Source organism: Lysinibacillus sp. A1 (assembly GCF_000801965.1).
Lineage (GTDB): Bacteria > Bacillota > Bacilli > Bacillales_A > Planococcaceae > Lysinibacillus > Lysinibacillus fusiformis.
Genome location: NZ_JSZM01000005.1, coordinates 1 through 22,675 on the forward strand (window position 1 = coordinate 1; position 22,675 = coordinate 22,675).

Here is a 22,675-nt window from a genome sequence, read left to right on the forward strand (position 1 = left end):
GTGGGTTTTGTCCCAGCCTCGTTCTTCTTATTTAAAGTTTTTTAATTGATCGCCAATTACGTCTCCGAAAGAGAAACCTGTGTTTTCTTCAGGTAATTCGTAGTCAATCACTTCTTCTGCTTCAGGATTTTCGAGTAATTCTTTAATGCTTAGCGCTAATCGACCGTCTTCAGCATTAACATCAAGGACTTTTACTTGTACTTCTTGTCCTTCTTTTAATGCTTCATGTGGTGTATTGATATGTTTATGAGCGATTTGAGAAATGTGCACTAATCCTTCAACACCTGGGAAAACTTCCACAAATGCGCCGAAAGATGTAAGACGTTTCACTTTTCCGTCTAAAATAGCACCTTTTGCTGCACGTTCTTCGATATTAGACCAAGGTCCAGGGATCGTTTCTTTGATTGATAATGAAATGCGTTCATTTGCTGGATCAACAGATAGAACTTTTACAGTTACACCTTGTCCTTCTGATAAAACCTCACTCACATCGCTTACATGCTCATGAGACACTTGTGAAATGTGGACAAGCCCATCGATACCACCAAGGTCAATAAATGCTCCAAACGATGCTAAACGCTGTACTTTACCATCTAAAACATCGCCAGCCTTAATTTGATTAATAACATTTTGCTTTTGGGAAGCTTTTTCTGATTCCACTACTGCGCGATGAGATAAAATTAGGCGATTCTTTTCTTTATCAAGCTCAACAATTTTAAAGCTTAAAGTTTTGCCTTTATAGCCCTCAAAATCATCGACAAAGTAGTCTTCTACAAGCGATGCTGGTACAAAGCCACGTACACCTAAATCTACGACAAGACCACCTTTAACAATATCCTTCACTTCCGCTTCGAAAATTTCTCCCGCGGTAAATTGTTGCTCAAGTGTATCCCATGCTTTTAAAGCATCCACTTTACGTTTTGATAGGACAAAATTTTCTTCCTCAACCTTTGTAATCATCAGGTCTAACTCATCTCCAACAGAGATGACATCAGAAGCTTTCTCAATGTGCAAGCTTGATAATTCACTGATTGGGACAATACCATCAAATGGTGCACCTGGAATTGATACAGATACTGCTTTTTCATCAACTTGCGCTGCAATACCTTTGACGATATCACCCTCGTTAAACGTTTGTTCTGCATAGTTCATTTCTTCAGACATATGTAACCCTCCTTCGCATCTTCCCTTACTATTTTATTCGATATTGAAGACAAAGACAAAAATAAATCCTTTAAATTTGAAAAATGTCTGAAATTTTAGGATTTATAGCATTTTTTCTTGTGCTAATTTTAAAATAGCTTGTGCTGCATCTTCGATAGACAACGCTGTCGTATCTAAAAATACGGCATCTTCTGCTTGAATAAGTGGTGATGCTTCACGCTCACTATCTTTTTTATCACGTAATGCAATTTCTTCCTGAAGTTTTTCAAGTGAAGAGTCGATTCCTCTTTTTTGATTATCTATAAATCGTCTTCTTGCGCGTTCCTCTACCGTTGCAGACATAAAAATCTTTAGTTCTGCATCTTTCAATACATGTGTAGCAATATCGCGGCCATCCATAACGACGCCACCGTTTGCTGCGAGTTTTTGTTGTTGAGCTACTAATAACTCACGAACCTTTGCATGGGCAGCTACTTGAGAAACTGATGAAGTGACTTCATTTGATCGAATATCAGCTGATACATTGTGACCATCTAAAAAGACAAGCTGCCCTTGTGGAGACGGCTTTAAATCAATAGTACTTGCTGCTAACATTTCAGCTAATTTTGCTTCATCATCTAAATATATGTTTTGTTGCATCGCTTTATACGTAACTGCTCGATACATTGCACCTGTGTCGATATAAGTAAAATCAAGTGCCTCAGCAACAATTTTTGCAATAGTACTTTTACCAGCACCAGCAGGCCCGTCTATCGCAATTTGAATGTTTTTTTTCATATTCTTCCCTACTTTCTGTCCCCTCATATTGTATCATATAACCTATAAAAAGCCCTCTGCTAGGAGAGGGCTTTTAAAAAATTACTATGCAAAATATTAAGCATTAAAGGGATTCAATTCTTTACGACGATTGCCTAATTGACGCTCAAAGCAAAAGCGCACGATATGTTGTTGGTCAACATCATCAGAATCCGTTAGCTGGATTGTTGCAATTCGTTTAGAATCTTTTTCAAAAATACGCACGACAGTTGCCTCTGTTATCACGTATTTCACATCCCCATTGGCAAATGGTAAGGCAACCGTTAATTTCACCTCATCCCCATCATTGAAAGCCACTTCACCTTTCAAAACAAGGGCCAAGCCTCCTGCACTAATATCCGCAGCAACTAACTGATATTTGTGATCCTTGAACTGAACGGCCACATCCACGGGTGTTTCAACTCGTACATATTCTCGTCGTTGAATTTTAATAAATTCCTCTGGCTTTGGGCAATGCAACATAATCATAGGTATATGGCCAGCTTTACGGCCTATTACCTCCGTATTAAAGGCAAATGATTGTTTGTCCTCAGTGCGAAAGGTTGCTCTAAATTCAGAGCCATCTATCAAAAATGCTGTTTTCTTTGTCGCCATATTAATTGGATAATCAATATAAAGAATATGATCTTGTTGCTCTACAACTTTACAGCGGAATTTCTCCACACGCTCTGTATAAGTCGGTTCAAGTTGTAATTGTGTGCCAATTTTAATCTCCATGAGCATCTCCCCGTACAATAAATATGGCTTAATTATCTCATGAGATATTAATTTTGGCTATAAAAATTGGTAGTATTTTCTTATTATTAAGTTAAATATTCCACTTTTAAAACATTATGATTTTCTGCATCAATGACGATTCTAAATGTTTCTTGTGTTTTACCATCACGCAAGGCAATGACCTCATAGCATAGACGTTGTTCAAATTCACCATTATCTGTATAAATATTTTTTACTTCTTGCACTTGAATATCATCCTGGAAGAATGTTTTCCAATCAATTGGTTTTGCTGTTTGCTTTTTAATATTTTCTTCTTGAATGTATTCCATCGCGTTTGCCCCTAATAATTCACCTGTATCTTTTGCTAATTTAAGTTGAACACCATCCGCATAAATTAATGCGTTATCTCCTGGATGTACACGGGCAAACGTTACATGCCATGCTTGATGGTTTTCACGCGATTCCACATAGGCTAAATCGTTCATGCCTAATTTCTTAACATAATCTTCGGCTTTTTTGAGAATTTCCTCTTGCGACTGCTTCGCCTCGTCAACAGGGCGTTCTACTAAATAGGACAGTAAATGTCCTCCTTTTACCGTTAAATCCACATACCCTAAACGAATCCCTTGATGGAATTGTATGTGATAGAAAGGATATGGTGCGGTGTCACTGCTTTTTGTGACAGTAAATGTTGCATCTTTAATAACTGGGAATAAATGCTTCACTTTTTCCAACGCTTCTTTTTCTGTAATTTCAGCATCCTGTAAAGCTTTTAATGCAATTTTTTTCTGCCAATCTGACTCAGATAATGTCAGCGGGAAATCTTTTTCTCCATAACCTTTTAACGTGTCTTTCACTTTATCAAAATTCGTGTTTGGATTTTTATTATCGACTTGCTGTAGCCAAACATCCATTTTCCCATTATGTTTATAAAAATCAACGGTTGCAGCTGTCCAATCATCAGAAAGAGCTTGTAAATTCGTAGAGACCTGTGGCATTTTTTCACGCCAAGCATCATAATCGCCTGTTTTTGCAGTTCTCTTCGCTTCATCGCCAAGTCGTCCTAAATAATTCATCCATTCATTAGATAATTCTTGCCCTATCGGAATATTAGCAATGGAAGAACGAACTTCTGAGCTTAAACGCCAAACTGAATCTAATTCACTGTGAATGGCTTGCTCATCTTGAAACAGTAGGGATTGTGAGACTGATCGCTGTAGATGAGATAGTTTTTCAGATGCATCTGTTAGCTTATCTGTATACTGCGCTAGAACAGTACGTTGTAAATCTTCTTTATCACCATGTAAATCTATACTATATGCCCCTAACCCGATAACAGCTATCGTTAAGACCACGAGCCAAGTTTTCATCTATCTTCCTCCTTTCTATGAACAGAAAATATGCTCTCCAATTTGTTTAATTTGTGGACGTGACCAAATCCATTTACTTGTTGCCGTTTTCGGATTGAAATAATACAAAGCATTTTCAGATGGATCCCAGCCATTCATTGCATCAATAACAGCTTCTTTTGCTCTATCATTAGGCTCTAACCAAATTTGTCCATCTGCTACAGCTGTAAACGCTAAAGGTTGGAATATAATACCAGAAATTGTATTCGGGAAATCGGGACTTTCTAAACGGTTTAAAATAACTGCCGCTACGGCTACTTGTCCCTCATATGGCTCTCCCCTTGCTTCTCCATACACAGCATTCGCCATTAGCTGTAAATCTCGCTCTGTATATTTAGGAGGAACTTGAGTTTGTGTTCCATTGTTATTAGTAGTGCCACTACTATTTCCTCCACCACTACCGGCACCACTACCTGTACTAGTCCCTTTATTCACTTGCTGATCAAGAGGAACACCACCATAGTAGGTAAATTGATTACCGGCATTTAATTGCGCTTTTACCCATTTTTCATCGTAATCAGAATAGCCAGCTATTGTTTTTTTGGTCTTCGCTCCAGCGATACCATCTACTGGTAAACCATATTTCTCTTGAAAATTACGTAATGCCCAGTATGTGTTATAGCCAAATTTTCCATCAATTTTACTCTTATAAAAACCTAAGTATTGTAACCTTGCTTGCAATTCAATGACATCATCTCCATAGGCACCACGAGTAATTTGCTGGTCACTAAAGGCAATCACTTCATTTTGAGGAATCGCAATTATACTAATTCCCAATATCAAAGCAAAAAGTATGCTTACTAAACGCACTTTTATCACTCCTTTTTTTTATAGCTTGAAACAAAAGAGGCAATTTATACATGATAAAAAAGAATAAAGCGTAGAAATCTTGACGATTTCTACGCTTTAAATTTTTTATGCATATGCAAATGTTGTACTAGATGATAATGCGCTAGTTTCACCTTTCGTAGGCCAAACCACCATAAAAACAGCATAAAAGGAATCATTAAATAAATCCAGTGACCTTTAAATGATAATATTGTATTGTATAGAATGTGAAGTACCACTGGTGCACAAAGCGCCATAGCAATCATTTCTTTCGTCTTGGCAAACTTTGAAAACTTAGCACGTCCATAATAGTAGCCCATGACTACGCCAAATAATGCATGACTTGATACAGGTAATAAGGCGCGCATAAATGCTGTATCCAAGCCAAAGGATAATAAATAAAGTACGTTCTCGATTGTGGCAAAACCAAGTGATATGCTTGCCCCATACAATATACCGTCATATGGATCATCAAATTCAACATGATTGTAGATGGCAATTAATAGCACAAACCATTTAAAAAATTCTTCAACAACACTAGAGAAAAGTACGTCTTGAAGGTAAAAATATCGAAAAACCCCTTCCTCTGTTAGTACATATTGTAAAAACAGAATCGGGAACGTTAAAAATGCACCGTATAAAAATGTTTGTAATAAAGTTTTTCTTGGCTCCGTAGCCATTTGATTGCGCAAATAGAAATAACTAAAAAGCGCTAGACCGGGAGCAATGGCAGCAGATAATAAAATGATCATGATGCCGGCTCCTTTCAACAATAGACTGCTATTATTATACCATGTAATGACAAAAAAACTTTTTAAAAGGAGATTTTATTTTTTATGAAAAAAACAATTTTATTAATTCATACTGGCGGCACAATCTCCATGGCGATGAGTGCTGAAGGAGCAGTTATGCCCAATAAAGAAAATCCACTCATGAAAGAGAGCAATAAACTTAATTCATTAGCGACCATTATTGAAATAGAAGCTTTTAACCTACCTTCTCCACATATCACGCCAAAAGAGATGCTTCAATTACGCAACTTGATTATGGAACAAACTACAGCAAAGCAAATCGATGGCGTTGTCATTACACATGGTACAGATACATTAGAAGAAACTGCCTATTTCTTAGAACTGACTACAAATTTAGCCATCCCTATTGTATTGACAGGGGCCATGCGCTCATCCAATGAGCTTGGAGCAGATGGTATTTATAATTTAATGGAGGCAATCCGGGTAGCAGTCGATGATGAAGCTCGCGACAAAGGCGTTCTCGTTGTGATGAACGATGAGGTACATCTTGCCGTCAATACAACGAAAACGAGCACAAGTTCAGTAAATACCTTCCAATCTCCACAATATGGACCAATTGGGCTGATTACAAAATCACGTATTTTGTTTCATCATGCACCAATTCGTCGTCAATACGTAGAAATTAATAATTTATCTAAACGCGTAGCCATGCTAAAAGTTTATGCTGGTATGGAAGAAGATTTATTAGATGTCGTGCTCGCATGTAAATATGAGGGTGTTGTGCTTGAAGGGTTAGGTCAAGGAAATGTCCCTCCTTCTGTTGTTAAAGGCATTGAAAGTCTGATCCAACGAAATATTCCTGTAGTCCTCGTTTCCCGCTGCTTTAATGGAATTGCAGAAGGTGTCTATGGATATATTGGTGGCGGTAAAATGCTGGAAGACTTAGGTGCGATATTTGCCACGGGTATAAATGGACAAAAGGCACGATTAAAATTATTAATTGGACTTAACACAACTGGAGAGCCTTTAAATTTAAAGGATTTTTTCCTGTAAAGCCAATGTATTCATATTGAGCACTTGCTTATGCCTCGATTATTTGTTCATAGTAGTGCAGCATTTCATTAAGACGTACAAAAGCATCTTCGAAATCTGGCTGAATGACAGCAAACTGAAGAAATCCTCTTTGACGTAAATATGGGCTATCACCATGAACCAATAGTCCATTTAAGGCTAAATCGATGTGTAGGTTTGAAAGTGTCCTTGGCAGTTGAATGGTTATAAGCATTGGGTACCGAGTTGTTGGTAATTGAAAGTGCATATAGGGCAGCTGCAGTAGTGCCTCAAAACGTTGCTGTAGCTGCTCATAGCGGACTGGATAGGCTTGTAAAGACTCATCTAAATTACCAAGCAATACGGCTGGAAGCGTAAAAGGTATGGCACCTTGCTGGTAATTGGCTAAGTCCAAGTATGCAGGCAGTGTAGTGGCGGATTGCGCTAAGTATTGTGAAAATACAAATGCGAGCCCACTTACTGCCCCAATTGCTTTCCCACTCACTGCAGTAGCCAAATAACAGTCCTGTAACGAAAATGGCATAGCACCGAACGTACTGATGCTATCTACACATAGCTTCACATTATAACACTTTGCCAATTGACTAAGACCATCTAAATCATTACAAGTCCCCGTCGAGGTTTCCCCATGCACGACCAACATCCACTCATATGCTCCAGTTTCTAATAATAACGCTATTTTCTCACAATCAAATAGTGCTCCCCATTCTTGTTCAACGACATCAAAATCTAATGACCAACGGACTGCTTGTTTTCTCAACCGCTCACCAAATTCCCCATTTGTTAGAATCAGACCTTTCCCCAATTGCTGGGCCTGTAATTGAGCAAGCATCACCTCATTGGCCAATGTTCCAGTTCCAACGATTATTCCAACATGCTTGGTATTCGCTAAATGTAGTAACTTTTGCTGTACTCGTTCATAGATTGCCTTAAAACTTAGCGTACGATGCGATAAATTGGTATATCCAATAGACTCTAATTGCTTAACTGGTCCAGGATAAAAATTATAGTTATCTTTTGCAAGCCTACGTTGTAGGTCATGTTCAAATACATCCCTAGTAAGCACCATAGGTAAGAACTGGGCATCCGTTGCTCCAACAGCAGGAGCAAATTGTTGAAAACCCATTTGCTTATAAAGCTTTTCTTCACGCGTTGTTCCTGAAATGACGGCTGCCGTATAGCCCTTTTCATAGGCAAATGTGTTTAAAGCTTGTGTGAGCTATAATAGGACTCGCCCAGTTCGATAATTTTTTTTCACAGCAAGTAAGCGTATTTCACAAATCTTGTCACAAACCGCTTGCGGTAAAAATTGCTCTACCTTCCCAATTTTTTCATCAATTGAAAAGGGTCTTTGATCTCTAAATGCTACCATTCCTATTAATTCTGTTTTTTTATACACCACTATATATGTATTTTGCTCATGGAATCGGTCAACTTTTAGTCTTTGCATATTGGGCTCATGCTGTGGTATTTCCTCCACAAATGTCTCATAATTCAATCGCGCAATCGCCTCATATTCTTCATTTGTTTGAGCTATTTTACACCAATACATCTCTTTACTTCCCTCTTTTCCATGACTCCTTAATATTAGACATATGTCTTATGAGCATACACACGATTGCAATCATCAAAAGTGCGTAGGGCTTTAATTGTCCCGCCTGTATGATCGCGCCAACATAAAAGATAAAACCTCCAACCATGCCTAATGTTAAGCTCCTTGTCAACATCAGTACGGCAGCAGTACCTGCAATCATCCATAAAAACAAGCCTGGTGATAGTGCGAGACCAACTCCAATAAAAGTTGCGACTCCCTTTCCTCCCTTACATTTTAGCCAGAAAGGATATAAATGACCTGCAATCACACAGGCTGCACCACTAACAATGACCCATTCTTCTAAATACCATAAACGACCTATGCCTACCACGAGCACACCCTTCAAGGCATCGCCTAGAAAAGTCAGAAGAAAGGCCCTTTTGCCAAGGACGCTTCCCGCATTGCGCGCACCTAAATTTTTACTGCGTTCTTCCTGCAAATTGACACCATATATCTTTCCAACGAAAAATGCTGTCATGAAGTTTCCTATTAAATAACTGAAGAGCCAGTACAAACCAATCAATCATATTCCTCCTTGCTAAAAAGGCTGTATAAGCTACACGCCTATACAGCCTCACCATTATCCTTTTCTTTGAGCAATAGTTTGAGCGATACAATCTCCATGGAAACGCCCGTTTTCAATAAAAATTTCGTTGGCATTATTCCCCGCAGCAATTACGCCTGCGATAAACAAGCCTTCCACATTTGTTTCCATCGTTTCCGGTGTAAAATAAGGGCGGCCCGTTTCTTCGTCAATATCGACACCCATGGCTTTAATAAAGGAATGATCAGGGTGATAGCCAGTCATAGCAAAGACAAAATCATTGTGCAACACCTTTTCTTGGCCATCTATTTCTAAAACCACTTCATGCTCACGAATCTCTAACACATTCGTATTAAAATGCATGTCAACTTCTCCCGTTTTGACTACCCCTTCAAATTCAGGTAATACCCATGGCTTAATACTTGGAGAGTATTCACTTCCTCGATAGGCAACCGTTACGCGAGCACCTGCTTTATTTAATTCCAATGCTGCATCTACAGCTGAATTTTTGCCTCCTATAACAAGAACATCCGTATCAAAAAATTCATGTCCCTCTTTAAAGTAATGGAAAACTTTAGGTAATTGTTCACCAGTGATATTTAAAAAATTAGGATGATCATAATAGCCTGTCGCAATAATGACATGAGGTGTTTCATATTTATCCTTGTCTGAAGTAACAGTAAACATACCATTATTTTTCACGACACTTTGCACTTTTTCAAAGCGGTTAACTTGAATGTTTTTTAATCGAACAACTTCTCGATAATAGACAAGCGCTTGATTCCGCTTGGGCTTACGTCCTTCAATAATAAATGGCACATCACCAATTCCTAATCGTTCACTTGTACTAAAAAAAGTTTGATGTGTAGGATAATGATAAATCGCATTGACGATATTACCCTTTTCAATGACAATGGGGTTTAATCCAATATTTTGCAAAGCTATTGCTGCTGCTAAACCACATGGGCCTCCTCCAACAATAATGGCATCTGCTTGCTGCATTTCTTGACACTCCAATCGAATTTGGACAGCTTTAGTTGCTGTTCCTTGCTTACATCCATTATGAAAATAGACGATTCCTTTATATTATACGCCTTCTAGCAAGTTTTGTTTGTTTATTTACTTGAAATATCGATGTCGATTATATGACATTGTGGTTTGGCACCAAGTCTCATTGGCAATAATGTAGTACCATAACCATTGCTTACTAAAGTCATGACACCATCTCGCTCTCGATATGAACCATTAGGATGGACACCATATGGACCAAATCGGATTTGCCCTCCATGTAAATGTCCACCTATCATTAAATCAGCACGGTACTTAGCGCGGACTTTTGCAAAAACCTCTGGATTATGCGCTATAAAAACAACTAGATCACGCTCTCCAACTTTTTCAAAGGCTTTTTCAAAGCTATATTCTTTTACCGTCGTATCCTCAATTGCACTAAGCCAGAAGCGATTTTTCGTAGGTAACAGCACCGCATCATTGACAATAATTTGAATATGATATTTCTGCAAAATACTCTTCAGCCGATCTTCTCCCACTTCTCTATCATTATTTCCCCATACAAAATAAGTAGGTCCAATGGAAGTTAGTAATTGTAAATTATCATGAATACGTGAAATAGGTGTGCGATTATCTGCTAAATCTCCACCAATAATGACCGCATCAAAATGTTCTGTTAGCTGTGCAATCATTCTTTTATTAATTTTTCGCAAATGAACATCTGAAATAAAAAATAAACGTACCTTCTCCGGCTCTCCCTTTAATAGTAGCTGGTGATGTAAAACATTGTTCTCATGAGCCATCTTCCACATATAAAGCAAAAAGATGACCACTATGATAAGCAATAGCCCTATATAAAGCATTCTCTCACTTCTCCTTACGACAGCAAAAAGACGATTCGTTTCTTATGAAGAATCGTCTTTTTGCTAAATCAGACGTACGTTTTGGTGTGAACGTTTGTCCTTTATTTTATACTTGCTAAACTATATGACCATTATATGGCTTTTATTTAAGGAAGTTTAATTACTTGCCCAACCATAACGGTATTTGAAGACATACCATTAGCAGCACGAATTTTAGCTAAAGTCGCCTCACTACCATCACCATAATGATTTAATGCAATACGGAATAAGTTCTCATTTGCTTTGACAGTGTGTGTACTTGCTTTAGCATTTTGTTTCGCTTCTTCTGCTTTTTTAGCCTCTTCAGCCTTTTTCGCTGCCTCTGCCTGTTGCTGAGCTATTCTTGCTTCCTCAGCTTTACGTGCTTCTTCCGCTTTTTTTGCTTCTTCAGCATTTTTTGCCTCTTGTGCTTTTTTCGCTGCCTCAGCTTCTTTTTGATCTGCCGTTACTTTATCAGCATCTTCTTTAGATGGCTCGTTTGATTTTTGATCAGCTTGATCGCCTTTGTCTTTATTTTTGTCTTTGTCAGATGCGGAAGCCTCTGAAGAATCCATTTCGACGACCTGTTCAGCTGAGTCCTTCTCAGCTTGCTCTATTGATTTCCCTGGTTCGTAAAACTTCCAAAAATAAACAAGAATAGTTAATGGGATAAGGATAAATATCACAAAAAGTATAGTCATTAACGGTGTTCTTCGTTTCGGATTTTTTGGCTTTTTGTTTTTATCTCCATTTTTATTCATTCTGGAAACTCTCGACAATGTTTGCTGTTCGTTTTGCTCATCTTCAAATGATTGTCGATGTTCTTCTATTTTATCGCGATAATCTTCTTTACTCATTCGTCTTTCCCCCAAACCTTACTACGCTTTCTGTCATTCTATTATGACGAATTTTACGAAAAAAGTAAATGACCGTCAGATTTAGTCTAATTACCCAGCAAAAGTTGCTGCAATCGACGTTCCCACGAAATCATTTCTATTTTTTTCTCGGCTGTTAAGCGTTCTTTCTTGATTTCATCATAATGGATTCCACAGTTTTCACAACAGTTTTCCGGTTTTTTTTGCAATTTTTGCCCGAAATACCCGACAAGATGTTCACGAATACAGTCTTTTGTCTGTATAATCTTCAACATTTCATCGACTGCATGGTATTTTTCTAGGGCTAAATGATTTAGTCGAGCCTTCACTTGCTCCTTCGTTTCTTGTTGCATCCAATAGTCTAACACACGAAATGCCGTCTCACCTAGTTCCCCATTTTTTAACATCTGTGCTGGCAGTACCTGCTGGGAAATGAGTTCCTCATAGCGATCAACATGCTGTGGACTCGGAAGATCACCCGTAACAACGAACTTCGCTAGCTCTTCATCACCATCACTATAGAGTAAAATGGCAAGCGCAGACTCACCATCTCGACCTGCTCGACCAATTTCCTGCATATAATTTGCAATATTAGCAGGTATTGATTCATGAATGACCTGACGAATATCTTGTTTATTAATCCCCATACCAAAAGCATTTGTTGCCACTATCCAGTCCAATTCGCCATCAATAAACTGCTGCTGAATAAATTGGCGATCCTCAGCCCCATAGCCTGCATGATAGGCTGCAGTACGAATACCCGCTTGTAAAAATGCGTCACTATATTGTTGCGCTCGTTTGCGTGAGGAAACATACAGTATTCCTGGGCCAGCAGTTTCTTTGACATGTCGCATAAGCCAGCACGCTTTATCTGCCTTATCCTCTAGAACAATGCGTCCTAAATGAATATTTGGCCGATCCACATTATACATAAATTCAAATGGTTCCTTTAACGATAATGTTTCCCGAATATCTTGCATGACCTTGCTTGTTGCAGTCGCTGATAGTGCTAGCAGTGGAGGTCGATTGTGCCTTGATAGCCACTCACCTATCCGTAAATAATCTGGTCGAAAATCATACCCCCATTGCGATATACAATGAGCCTCGTCCACTACGATTAAACCTAATTTCACTTGCGCTAATTTGTCTTGCATCTGCTGTTGAAGTAGCATCTCTGGTGAGGTAAAAATAAAACGATATTGTTCTAAATAATGTAATACATACCGTTTTTCAGTGAGAGATAAAAAGGAATTTAAGGCGACAACCCTCTTTTCTCCAAAACGTTTCAATTCCTCTACCTGATCTTGCATTAAAGAAAGCAACGGAGAAACGATTAGCACAGGTTTATCTAAAATATAGGCCGGGAGCTGATAGCACAATGATTTTCCCATTCCTGTGGGCAATAATGCCATTACATCTTTCTCTTGAAGTATTGCTTCAATGACTTCCCTTTGTCCTGGTCGAAATGATGAGTAACCAAAATGTTTATGCAATAGTTCTTCCAGTTCCATTTATACTTCTCCCTTCGCAAGGACAAGCCTTAATTGAAAATAACTCAATTCCTTTAAAGCATCATGTAAGATTTTCAATTTTTTCGTTTGAAAATGCTTCGATGCCTGCCAAACTTTTTCAGCTTCCTTATATGAGACGAATGGACCAATAGAAAAGTTCGGTTCATACATCGCTAATTCCACAAAATGGTCCTCAATAGTACTTTGCTTCAGCTTTCTTAATTTCACTATTTGTTCAATTGAATATCCTTGTTCATATAATTGTGCTGTTTGCTGTGCAGAATCGGTTAGCAATATTTTCACTCTTAGTCCTTGTGCCACTTGTTTAAGCAATGGGTAATCATTGCTTTGTTGCACTTCATTTAACCATATATGTAGTGTTTCAATAAAAGCTAATTGACTATCAAGCACAGTTTCCTGTCGTTTATCGGCAAGCTGTTGCCATGTCCATCCAGGTAAGCGATATCCACTTAAACGGTAAAGGACAAGCTGTTTGCTACTATCTGAAACTGGAAGATTCTTTAGTACACTGGTACATTCGTCTAATAATTGTTGTTGTAATTGACCTTGTAGGTAATGATGATCCTGCAAAAAGGATCGAGCCCAAGTTTGAATCGCAGGATCTCTACTGATGGGCGAAAAAGAACGAATAACTGCAGTTTGATGTGACAAACTTTGCACAATTAATGAAAGACGTGCAAAAAACACATGCTCATTCCCTCGATAATGCCATCCATCAAAGAAAAATGTTGGCGTTTGTTGTGCTCGCTGTAAACCTAGCTTTTCCATGTGAAAATGACCAGAATCCTGCACTTTTAACCAACTATATTGCATAAATAACGTTACTGCCTCATCAAAGGTAGTCCGTGGTAGCTTAGGTAATAAGCCAAAATATTGATGCAATTGAAAAAGGCCAATGTCTTGAATGGTCTGACCTGAACGCTTTCCTCTCAGGACATGATAGGCAGCCGAAATCGTTCGTTCCGTATTGAGTTTTTGAAAGATTTGCAATAGTATTTGATGAAACATTGACGCAAATTCCTCCAATTTAATAGTATTTAAGTTGAAATGTAAGATAAACATCTTTAAAATGAGTATGAAGCTTTGTAGGAACATCGTTAAAGGAGAGAAAAAAATGGCTAAATACACAATAGTTGATAAAGATACATGCATCGCTTGTGGCGCATGTGGAGCCGCAGCGCCAGACATTTATGATTATGATGATGAAGGTATTGCCTTCGTTATTTTAGATGATAACATGGGAACTGCTGAAGTGCCAGAAGATCTATTAGAGGATATGCAAGACGCATTTGAAGGGTGTCCAACTGATTCTATCAAAGTAGCAGATGAAACTTTTGATGGTGACTCATTAAAATTCGAATAGTCTTTAATTTGTCTGTATACCCAAAAGGCATCCTTCAATGGGTGCCTTTTCTTTTGGATGAAATATTTTGCTAACTTTTGCAACATGATAATCCATCATATAGCTCTTTTCTATACGGACCAATCTATTGGAGGAATGATGATGATGTTTGAGCAGTTACAAGTAGAGCATAGTTTATTTCATATCGATCAAGACCATATTGATCAATTTAAAAATCTTGCCGCAAAATGGCAAATGATTTTTCCACAGGTGTATGCTAAATGTTTAAATACACTCGATTCCTGGGCCATAGTTTTAAATAATTGGGTATTTTTAAAATCTCAGCATACTGATGAACTGATACTCAATCCCTCTAAGGCCATCTACTACTCTATCAATACATTTTTGCTGGAAGAGCTCAAAAAAATTCAAATAATTCGAAAAATAAACAAGTGTAATAATGATGATTTACAATATTTTGCTGCATTCCAATTAGGAAATGCCATTGATTTATGGGTTTATAAGACCGTTGGGAAAAGTACTGAGGCAGATTTATTATATTCGCAGGAAGATAAACCTTATTTTCTCGCATATTTAGATGATGGGTTTCAAACGGACAACACTCCTTTCCATAGAGACCAAACAAGAGCCATCAAAATTCTTGCTCAAACCATTCGTAGCCAAAATTGCTTTAGAATCACTATTAATAGTGCTGTTTATCAAGCAGTAGATATGTATGAAGATTATATAGCTTTTTAGGTTGCTTTTTAATTCGTCTCTCACTTAGAAGAGATGAATTTTTTTTGCCCGATAATCGGCTACTCTATTGCAACAGTTTTTTATGTATGATAAGATTTTAGTAGTTGGTACTAATAACAGATATTATCTCACAAAGGAGTTCTTCATAATGATGGATAATTTATTACAATTAAAAGATAAAAATATTGTTGTCATGGGTGTAGCGAATGATCGTAGTATCGCATGGGGCATTGCAAAACGTTTATTTGATGTAGGTGCAAACGTTATTTTCACATATCGTCAAGAACGCTCATTGAAAAAATTACAAAAGCAATTAGATAATATTGGTCAAACTGATTCCCTTGTTGTTCAATGTGACGTTAATAGTGATGAAAGTACAAAAGCAGCGTTTGATGAAATTGGCTCAAAGGTTGGCGTTATTCACGGTATTGTCCACTCCGTAGCATTTGCTCATGCTGAAGATTTACACAACCGCTTCTTAGAAACAACACGTGAAGGCTATGCATTTGCACAAGATACAAGTGCCTACTCTCTAATTTCAACAGCCAAAGCAGCTCATCCGTATATGACAGAAGGTGGCTCTATCGTTACAATGAGTTACTTAGGGGCGGAACGAGTGCTTGATGGCTATAATGTGATGGGTGTAGCAAAGGCTGCATTAGAAGCTTCTATGCGCTATCTTGCTGCTGATATTGGTCAAGACAATATTCGCGTAAATGCTATTTCAGCTGGTGCTATTCGTACGCTTGCTGCAAAAGGTGTCCCTTCCTTTAATACAATTTTACACAAAATCGAGGAAACAGCTCCTTTAAAACGGAATGTTCAACAAGATGAAGTAGCCGATATGACAATTGTTATGCTCTCTCACCTATCACGTGGTGTCACTGGAGAAACTATTTACATCGACGCTGGCTACAATATTATGGGTTAATAAAAAAGGATGGAAGACTATGTCTCTTCCATCCTTTTGTCATTATTGGAACGAAGGGCGGCGACTCCTGCGGGAAAAGTGGGAAGCAGCTCAACTCCGCCCGCGGAAAGCGTCCGCCCGTAGTGGATATCAACGACTTTACTTCGTTTCATGGCAAAAGAAAAAAGACTGTAGGCAATCTCAAAATTCAGTGAGAGTTTGTCTACAGTGTGAAAGGATGGAACACTAAGCCTCTTCGATCCTTTTTATCGTTTATAGCATCGCCCAAATGGTTTGTATAAATAGCATAATACCAGAGGCGACTAATAGTACATAAATAAATATTAAAAATAGCTTCTGATTGAGCTTACGAAATAATAGTTGTCCTACTATCAGGCCAATCAAAACAAACGGCAAGGCATATAAACTATAGAGCCAAACGGTTTTACTTGTACCTTCGATTGTTAATTGTGATAGTAAGCTAATCAAATAAATAAAAATATAATAAGCTAGTGACGTTGCCCTAATCGTTTCTTTCTTTTTATGTGTGCTTGCAAAATAGAGGAGCAGTGGCGGTCCAGCCATCCCAATACTTGTTGTAAACATCCCTGATATAAAGCCAACACCATAATCTCTTCCATTTGTTTGTTGAATGGAAAGGTTCTTTATAAGCATAATTGTTAACCCAATTAAAAGAATTGCTATGAGCAGCTTAAATGTAGTGACATCCACGATGGCAAATAAAAGACTACCAACAGGTGCGCCTACAATACTCCCAATCATAATTTTTATTAGCAACGCGAACTCAATATCTTTTTTAACCTTCCATAGCAACGAAAATGAAATAACAAGGGATAAAATAATATTTAATTGCATCGCCTGTGGTGGTGAGAAAAGCAACAGTAAAAATGGTGTAGCCATAATAGAGAAGCCGAATCCCGTGCTTGTCTGTAAAATGGCTGCGGTTAAAATAATAAAAAAATAAAACGTTAATTCCAGCAAAACAACACCTCACATCATTTAAGTGGTTGTAATTCTTTGTCTAGTAATAATAGTTTTTAATAAAAATGATAGGCCACAAGCAATCATTAAAAATACCGCAATCATTGCTATGACACCTACCCAACCGTTTTTCATCCAAAATAGCCCACCTACAGTTCCTCCAACACTAGAGCCAAAGTAATAAAAAAATAAATAGAGGGAGGAGGCTTGTGCTTTATCATGAGATGCCCGTTTACTTACCCAGCCACTCGCAATGGAATGAGCTGCAAAAAAGCCAAAGGTAAAAACGGTGATCCCGATTATTTTTAAAGTTAGAAAACTATGAAGCGTCATGATGGCACCTGCTAACATGATGGCAATCGCTAGTAATAGCATTCGTTGTCGCCCATAACGGTCAGCTAAACCGCCAAACCACGCTGAGCTGAATGTGCCAACTAAGTATATAACAAATATCCAGCCAACAATTGTGGCGCTTAGATTATAGGGGGGTGCCATTAATTTAAAGCCTATATAGTTATAAAGAGTGACAAAGCTCCCCATTAAAACAAAGCTAATTCCATATAGACAAAGCATCGAAGGGTCCTTCAAATGCTGAAAAAGAGTCTTTGATAATGCCCTTATTTGTAAGGGACGGGGGCTGAAGTGTTTGGAGCCTGGTAATATCCAGACGAACAACACACTCACAAGTAAACTAATACACCCTAGTATAAACATCCCGATATGCCAATTATAGTGGTCCGTTAATGTGCCGATAATTATTCGGCCACTAAGACCGCCTACTGAATTTCCACTAATATATAAGCCCATGGCAACCCCTAAACTTGCTGGCTCCATTTCCTCTCCCAAATAGGCCATAGCGATGGCAGGTAATCCTGCAAAAACAATACCCTGCAATACTCGTAGCACAATTATTGTTTCAAAATTAGGAGAAAATGCTAGCGTAAGTGTAAAGATAGAAGCAGCAAAAATCGAAATGGTCATTAACGATTTCCTTCCCCACGCCTCTGATAATGAACCAACGATGACTAAACTCACCGCTAAAGCAAAGGTCGTTACTGAAAGAGATAAACTAGCAACGGCTGGTGATACTTTGAACGCTTCCGCGAAGGTTGGCAATAATGGTTGCGTACTATATAAATTTGCAAACGTAATAAAGCCTGCTAAAAACAAAGCCCAATTAGCTTTATGAAACGACTTCGTCCCCTTTTGTATATATTCCATGAAAATCTCTCCTTCATTACTACACATCTATTAGTCTAATACAATATTCCATAAAAAACACATCCCTTCGTCAAAAAATGGACAAACTCTCCCTGCCTTTCGGCACTAAATGACTAATTTTCATTGACAATAAAAAAGAGACATTTTCTAGTTTCACCAAAAATAAAAATAGAATTTGCTATTTTGACTTGGCAAATATTGTGCTACATTAAAAGTAATCATCTAGCACCATTGTCATATTGAAAACAGATGAGCCAACCATTTTTCATTGACTAGACTTGGAGGAAATTTTATGAAAATTATTGAAGCTTTAGCCCTTTCAGCACCTTATATTCATCTAGCATTAAAACAAGAAGCGATTGTTGCTGTCATTGAAAAGGAAAGTGAAACAGTCATCAAATATTTAGCAGGTAAACGTGTGGATTCAGGCTACCAGGATGGACAAAAAGTAAATGCTAATGATCAAAATGTTTACATTGCCTTTACTGGACAAAATGCAGATGTGGTCATTCCTAAGGATGTATACGGCGTAGCCATCAATGCTTTTTCCTTCCCCATTCGTGAAAACGGCCAAGTCGTAGGAGCATTGGCTTTCGGACTACCTATTGATAATGAACTAAAACTCGAAGATTATATGAGTACAATGGACAATATCGTTAATAATCTTCAAGATAAAGTACATACAATCGCTTCCCATTCAGAGGAATTAGCGGCTACTAGTGAGGAAATTAATAAGCAGGCACAACATGCATTAGAGGATTCGGAAAAAACAAATGACGTAACTGATCTAATTAAAAGTATTTCTCGCCAAACCAATTTACTTGGATTAAATGCCTCCATTGAGGCGGCTCGAGCTGGGCAACATGGTGCTGGCTTTAATATCGTGGCACAGGAGGTTCGAAAATTGTCCTTTGAGACGTCTAGCGCAACCGAAAATATCGAAGCTTCCTTACGAAATATTAATAGAAATCTTGAGAATTTAAAACAAAATATGGGTCAAATCAATGATGCAACGAATGAGCAAGCACAGCTCGTACAAGATTTTAGCGAAATTATCGAAGAGCTGACAGTGCTAAGCCGAGAGATGAAAGGCTTCATGCACGATGCCCTAAAATAATAATGAGGTGATGAGATGGATATATACATTAACGATGATTTATCTTTACGTACAATTACCCTAGAGGATGCAGAGGCAGTTTTTGCATGTACGGATGCTTCAAGAAAGCATTTAAAGGAATGGCTACCATGGTTGGATTATACAAAGGAAGTAGCAGATACAATCGCCTATATTGAAGGCTGTATCAAGGGGCATGAAGCTAATAATAGCCTTTCTCTTGTCATTCTCTTTAAAAATGAAATTGTCGGCATCGCTGGCTTTAATACTATTCATCCTACTAATAAAATCGGTACCATTGGCTACTGGCTTAGTGAAGGTGCACAGGGGCATGGCATTATGACCAAAACTGTAAAAGCTCTATTACAATATGCCTTTGAAACATTACACCTTCACAAAGTAGAAATTCGAGTGGCTGTTGGCAATGAAAAAAGCAGCGCTATTCCAGAACGCCTCGGCTTCATAAAAGAGGGCACCCTGCGAGCAGCAGAATGGCTGTATGATCATTATGTAGATCATGTTGTATATGGCATGCTTCTAACTGAGTGGCAGCAACAAAAATAACAAAGCGACCTGATGCATGAATCATCAGGTCGCTTTTACTTATGGTTGTTCTACTGTTTCTTTCGTTTCTTCAGCTTCAACTGTTGTTTGTTTTTTTTCAAGCCCTAGAGCAATTTGCTCTAATTCTGGACGCAATGTATGCTTACCAGCATAGCTTTCAATCAGTTCCTTCACATCAATACCAGAGGTTTCTTTTAACGTTTCTTGTAGCGTAGACATTAAATTAGTGGCATAAGACGTTACTTTATTCGCGCCACTACCTTCTCCACCACCAGTATCAACGACTGTAATCTTATCGATATTACCAAGTGGGCTCGCTAGCTCTTTTGCATATTCTGGCATCATGCGCACAACCATATCCAGTACAGCTGCTTGACCATAATACTCAAAGGCTTCCGCAATTTTACGTTTAGCTTCAGCTTCCGCAAGACCACGAAGGCGAATAATATCTGCCTCTGTCTCCCCTTGTGCTCGTTCTGCATCCGCTTTAGCAAGACCATCTAATCTGATTTTTTCCGCTTCTGCTTTAGCTAAAGATTCAATACGGTATTTTTCTGCATCTGCTTGAGCAAGCTCTCGCATTTTTTCGGCAGCGGCATTTTGTTCCACCGCATAACGATCAGCGTCAGCCTTTTTCTTCACCTCAGAATCATATTGCTTCTCACGACGTAAAATCTCTTTTTCTTCTAATTCAATTTGCTTTTGACGCTCAATAATGCGAATTTGCATTTCTTGCTCCGTCACTTCCTGTTTAGCTCGAGCTGTTTCGAGCTCATAGGCTTGGTCAGCACGTGCTTTGGCAATATCTTGCTCACGGCGGAATTCAGCAACCTTTAATTGATTTTCTTTTTCCGCTTCCGCAATTTCTGTCGCACGCTCTAGCTCTGCCTTTTGCGCTTCCTTAGATGCTTCTGCACGTTTAATACGTGTTTCTTTTTCCGCATCCGCTGTCGCAATATCAGCATCTCGTTTTACCTGTGCAATTCTCGGTTTACCGAGTGAATCTAAATAGCCATTTTTATCACGTACATCCTTGATCGTAAAGGAAACAATGATAAGACCCATTTTAGCTAGATCCTGCGAAGCTACACGTTGAACCTCCTGTGAGAATTTATCACGGTTTTTATAAATTTCCTCAACCGTCATGGAGCCTAAAATTGAACGTAAATGACCTTCCAACACTTCACGTGCTTCCCCTTCACGCTCTGCCTTTTGCTTTCCTAAAAACTGCTCTGCTGCAGTCGCAACTTCTGAAATAGAACCACCAATTTTAATAATGGCTGTACCATCAGCCATTACAGGAACACCTTGCTCCGTATACACTTCAGGCGTTGTTACTTCTAGTTTGCTAGATAGTAAACTTAATGGCTTTGCTTGCTGGAAAATAGGGAATACGAATGTACCGCCACCTCGAATAATTTTTATGCGATTGCCCGACTCATCTTTATGTACATTTTTAGAGCCGAGATAGCTACCCGTCACAATCAGTGCTTCATCCGGACCTGCTGTTTTATATTTTGTTACATATAAACCTACTAGTGCAATTAATACAAATGCTACAATTCCTAAAACAATTAGAATATCGATTGACATAGACATATCTCCCCTTTAGACAAATTTTTTCTCATATGCTCTAACAAAAAGTGTACCTTCCTTCACGTCCACGATAAGGACAGTTTCATCATAGTCAATGGCTTCATTATCGTAACCTGTTGCTCGTTTCGAAATCATACCACTTGTTGTTTCGATAACAACTTCTCCAAACCCATCTACAGGAATTGGTACAATGACTTTGCCTAATTGCCCACCTAGTGATTCTTCCGTATACGCTAATGAAACATCCGCTGACCGTAGTGGAACGAGAATAAATAAATAAAATAAAGTACTTAAAATAGCGCCGATGATACATGCAGCAATAATGTTCCAAACGCTAGAGAACCAGGCTAGTTTTTCTAAAATAAATCCTGCTGCAGACATCAACGTAATGAAAGAAAGAATGACACTCGGATTAAAAATGGGCAGTCCTTCCCCAATACCTTCGACTGCATCACCAAAAAACATAACTAGTATCGTGGCAAGACCAGCAAAAATCAAAACCACCAAAAAGATTTGCTCGAGTGAATAGCCAAATAGCGTCAAGTTGCTCACCCCTTTTCATCATATTACCTACTATACGGATGTCACTCAGGAAAAGTTTCAAAAATTTTCTTAATTTTTCAATTAAAAAAGGAGCATACATGGACTATGCTCCAACACATTATGTAAAAATCAAAGTTGTATTGTATGTTAAGTAACGATTGGTTTTTCAGAGTTATTGAAAACACCAATTCTATTCCTCTAGCTTTCCTATATGTATTCATTTACCCTTTTTAATAACCCTTCTATAATTATATGCGCCTCCCATTCTAAATGATCCATCTCCGTTGAAATAAGTAGATTTAGTTCGCCCATTTCTTGATAACCTAATGCCATTGCATAGCTATCAACCTTTAAAGCAATTGTTCTATCATTTTTTACTATGTTCATTTAACTCATTCCCTTCATTAAATGAATACAATTCCCTAGTTGTAAC

25 protein-coding genes are annotated in these 22,675 nt (G+C 38.2%); 6 read left to right on the forward strand and 19 right to left on the reverse strand.

All coding sequences use genetic code 11. The features are described from left to right. Positions 1-27: 27 nt before the first annotated feature. The 6 genes from rpsA to prsW form a co-directional block, all read right to left on the reverse strand. Positions 28-1,164 carry a 30S ribosomal protein S1 gene (rpsA, locus tag PI85_RS03180; RefSeq protein WP_036124564.1) on the reverse strand — a complete coding sequence of 379 codons (1,137 nt, stop codon included), beginning with the start codon at positions 1,162-1,164 and terminating at the stop codon, positions 28-30. Between the two features lie 102 nt (positions 1,165-1,266). Further along, the gene (cmk, locus tag PI85_RS03185; protein ID WP_036124562.1) at positions 1,267-1,941 is read right to left on the reverse strand and encodes a (d)CMP kinase; all 675 of its coding nucleotides are present in this window, start codon (positions 1,939-1,941) and stop codon (positions 1,267-1,269) included. 96 nt (positions 1,942-2,037) lie between these two features. Continuing rightward, complete coding sequence (locus tag PI85_RS03190) at positions 2,038-2,697, reverse strand: flagellar brake protein (RefSeq protein WP_036124560.1); 660 nt, start codon at positions 2,695-2,697, stop codon at positions 2,038-2,040. An 86-nt stretch (positions 2,698-2,783) separates the two neighbouring features. Next, the gene (locus tag PI85_RS03195; RefSeq protein WP_036124559.1) at positions 2,784-4,067 is read right to left on the reverse strand and encodes a PepSY1/2 domain-containing protein; all 1,284 of its coding nucleotides are present in this window, start codon (positions 4,065-4,067) and stop codon (positions 2,784-2,786) included. A gap of 15 nt (positions 4,068-4,082) precedes the next feature. Further along, the gene (sleB, locus tag PI85_RS03200; RefSeq protein WP_008180429.1) at positions 4,083-4,916 is read right to left on the reverse strand and encodes a spore cortex-lytic enzyme; all 834 of its coding nucleotides are present in this window, start codon (positions 4,914-4,916) and stop codon (positions 4,083-4,085) included. An 89-nt stretch (positions 4,917-5,005) separates the two neighbouring features. Then, on the reverse strand, positions 5,006-5,686 hold the full coding sequence (gene prsW, locus PI85_RS03205) for a glutamic-type intramembrane protease PrsW (protein WP_036124557.1): 681 nt from the start codon (positions 5,684-5,686) through the stop codon (positions 5,006-5,008). 84 nt (positions 5,687-5,770) lie between these two features. On the opposite strand from prsW, the gene PI85_RS03210 reads away from it, so the two are divergent. Next, a complete protein-coding gene (locus PI85_RS03210; RefSeq protein WP_036124554.1) occupies positions 5,771-6,739 on the forward strand; it encodes an asparaginase in 969 nt (322 codons plus the stop codon). Positions 6,740-6,767: 28 nt separating this feature from the next. Here PI85_RS03210 and PI85_RS03215 read toward each other — a convergent pair whose 3' ends face one another. From PI85_RS03215 to PI85_RS03245, 8 genes are all read right to left on the reverse strand, one after another. After that, positions 6,768-7,883 carry an aminotransferase class V-fold PLP-dependent enzyme gene (locus tag PI85_RS03215; RefSeq protein ID WP_235318444.1) on the reverse strand — a complete coding sequence of 372 codons (1,116 nt, stop codon included), beginning with the start codon at positions 7,881-7,883 and terminating at the stop codon, positions 6,768-6,770. Between the two features lie 93 nt (positions 7,884-7,976). Beyond that, a complete protein-coding gene (locus PI85_RS24790) occupies positions 7,977-8,309 on the reverse strand; it encodes a GNAT family N-acyltransferase (protein WP_235318445.1) in 333 nt (110 codons plus the stop codon). 4 nt (positions 8,310-8,313) lie between these two features. Continuing rightward, positions 8,314-8,874, reverse strand: a complete 561-nt coding sequence (locus PI85_RS03220) for a glycerol-3-phosphate acyltransferase (RefSeq protein ID WP_036124552.1) — start codon at positions 8,872-8,874, stop codon at positions 8,314-8,316. A gap of 57 nt (positions 8,875-8,931) precedes the next feature. Then, complete coding sequence (locus PI85_RS03225) at positions 8,932-9,897, reverse strand: YpdA family putative bacillithiol disulfide reductase (protein ID WP_036124550.1); 966 nt, start codon at positions 9,895-9,897, stop codon at positions 8,932-8,934. 113 nt (positions 9,898-10,010) lie between these two features. Further along, positions 10,011-10,766 (reverse strand): metallophosphoesterase, encoded by a 756-nt coding sequence (locus PI85_RS03230; protein WP_036124548.1) that lies wholly within the window; start codon positions 10,764-10,766, stop codon positions 10,011-10,013. Positions 10,767-10,912: 146 nt separating this feature from the next. After that, a complete protein-coding gene (locus PI85_RS03235) occupies positions 10,913-11,641 on the reverse strand; it encodes a LysM peptidoglycan-binding domain-containing protein (protein WP_036124547.1) in 729 nt (242 codons plus the stop codon). 86 nt (positions 11,642-11,727) lie between these two features. Then, positions 11,728-13,170, reverse strand: coding sequence for an ATP-dependent DNA helicase RecQ (locus PI85_RS03240; protein WP_036124546.1), 1,443 nt, complete (start codon positions 13,168-13,170; stop codon positions 11,728-11,730). Beyond that, positions 13,171-14,199, reverse strand: a complete 1,029-nt coding sequence (locus PI85_RS03245) for a helix-turn-helix domain-containing protein (RefSeq protein WP_036124544.1) — start codon at positions 14,197-14,199, stop codon at positions 13,171-13,173. Between the two features lie 106 nt (positions 14,200-14,305). Here PI85_RS03245 and PI85_RS03250 point away from each other — a divergent pair, with 106 nt between their 5' ends. The 3 genes from PI85_RS03250 (at position 14,306) to PI85_RS03260 (ending at position 16,223) form a co-directional block, all read left to right on the forward strand. Then, positions 14,306-14,554 (forward strand): ferredoxin, encoded by a 249-nt coding sequence (locus PI85_RS03250; protein ID WP_004232564.1) that lies wholly within the window; start codon positions 14,306-14,308, stop codon positions 14,552-14,554. A gap of 141 nt (positions 14,555-14,695) precedes the next feature. Then, the gene (locus PI85_RS03255) at positions 14,696-15,292 is read left to right on the forward strand and encodes a hypothetical protein (protein ID WP_235318446.1); all 597 of its coding nucleotides are present in this window, start codon (positions 14,696-14,698) and stop codon (positions 15,290-15,292) included. A gap of 148 nt (positions 15,293-15,440) precedes the next feature. Beyond that, entirely contained in the window at positions 15,441-16,223 is a 783-nt protein-coding gene (locus PI85_RS03260; protein WP_080709378.1) for an enoyl-ACP reductase, read from the forward strand. Between the two features lie 252 nt (positions 16,224-16,475). On the opposite strand, the gene PI85_RS03265 is transcribed toward PI85_RS03260, so the two are convergent. Together PI85_RS03265 and PI85_RS03270 are read right to left on the reverse strand one after the other, a co-directional pair. Further along, entirely contained in the window at positions 16,476-17,201 is a 726-nt protein-coding gene (locus PI85_RS03265; protein WP_036127733.1) for a sulfite exporter TauE/SafE family protein, read from the reverse strand. A gap of 21 nt (positions 17,202-17,222) precedes the next feature. Further along, positions 17,223-18,425, reverse strand: coding sequence for an MFS transporter (locus PI85_RS03270; RefSeq protein ID WP_036124543.1), 1,203 nt, complete (start codon positions 18,423-18,425; stop codon positions 17,223-17,225). A gap of 292 nt (positions 18,426-18,717) precedes the next feature. Between PI85_RS03270 and PI85_RS03275 the strand changes: the two genes are divergently transcribed. Further along, a complete protein-coding gene (locus PI85_RS03275) occupies positions 18,718-19,542 on the forward strand; it encodes a methyl-accepting chemotaxis protein (RefSeq protein ID WP_025117432.1) in 825 nt (274 codons plus the stop codon). Positions 19,543-19,557: 15 nt separating this feature from the next. Further along, positions 19,558-20,103: a GNAT family N-acetyltransferase gene (locus PI85_RS03280; RefSeq protein WP_036124542.1), complete on the forward strand. Its 546-nt coding sequence runs from the start codon at positions 19,558-19,560 to the stop codon at positions 20,101-20,103. A gap of 39 nt (positions 20,104-20,142) precedes the next feature. On the opposite strand, the gene PI85_RS03285 is transcribed toward PI85_RS03280, so the two are convergent. From PI85_RS03285 to PI85_RS24500, 3 genes are all read right to left on the reverse strand, one after another. After that, positions 20,143-21,696: a flotillin family protein gene (locus PI85_RS03285; protein WP_036124540.1), complete on the reverse strand. Its 1,554-nt coding sequence runs from the start codon at positions 21,694-21,696 to the stop codon at positions 20,143-20,145. Between the two features lie 15 nt (positions 21,697-21,711). Then, the gene (locus tag PI85_RS03290; protein WP_008174302.1) at positions 21,712-22,242 is read right to left on the reverse strand and encodes a hypothetical protein; all 531 of its coding nucleotides are present in this window, start codon (positions 22,240-22,242) and stop codon (positions 21,712-21,714) included. Positions 22,243-22,449: 207 nt separating this feature from the next. Further along, complete coding sequence (locus PI85_RS24500; RefSeq protein ID WP_036124538.1) at positions 22,450-22,629, reverse strand: hypothetical protein; 180 nt, start codon at positions 22,627-22,629, stop codon at positions 22,450-22,452. Positions 22,630-22,675: the final 46 nt, after the last annotated feature.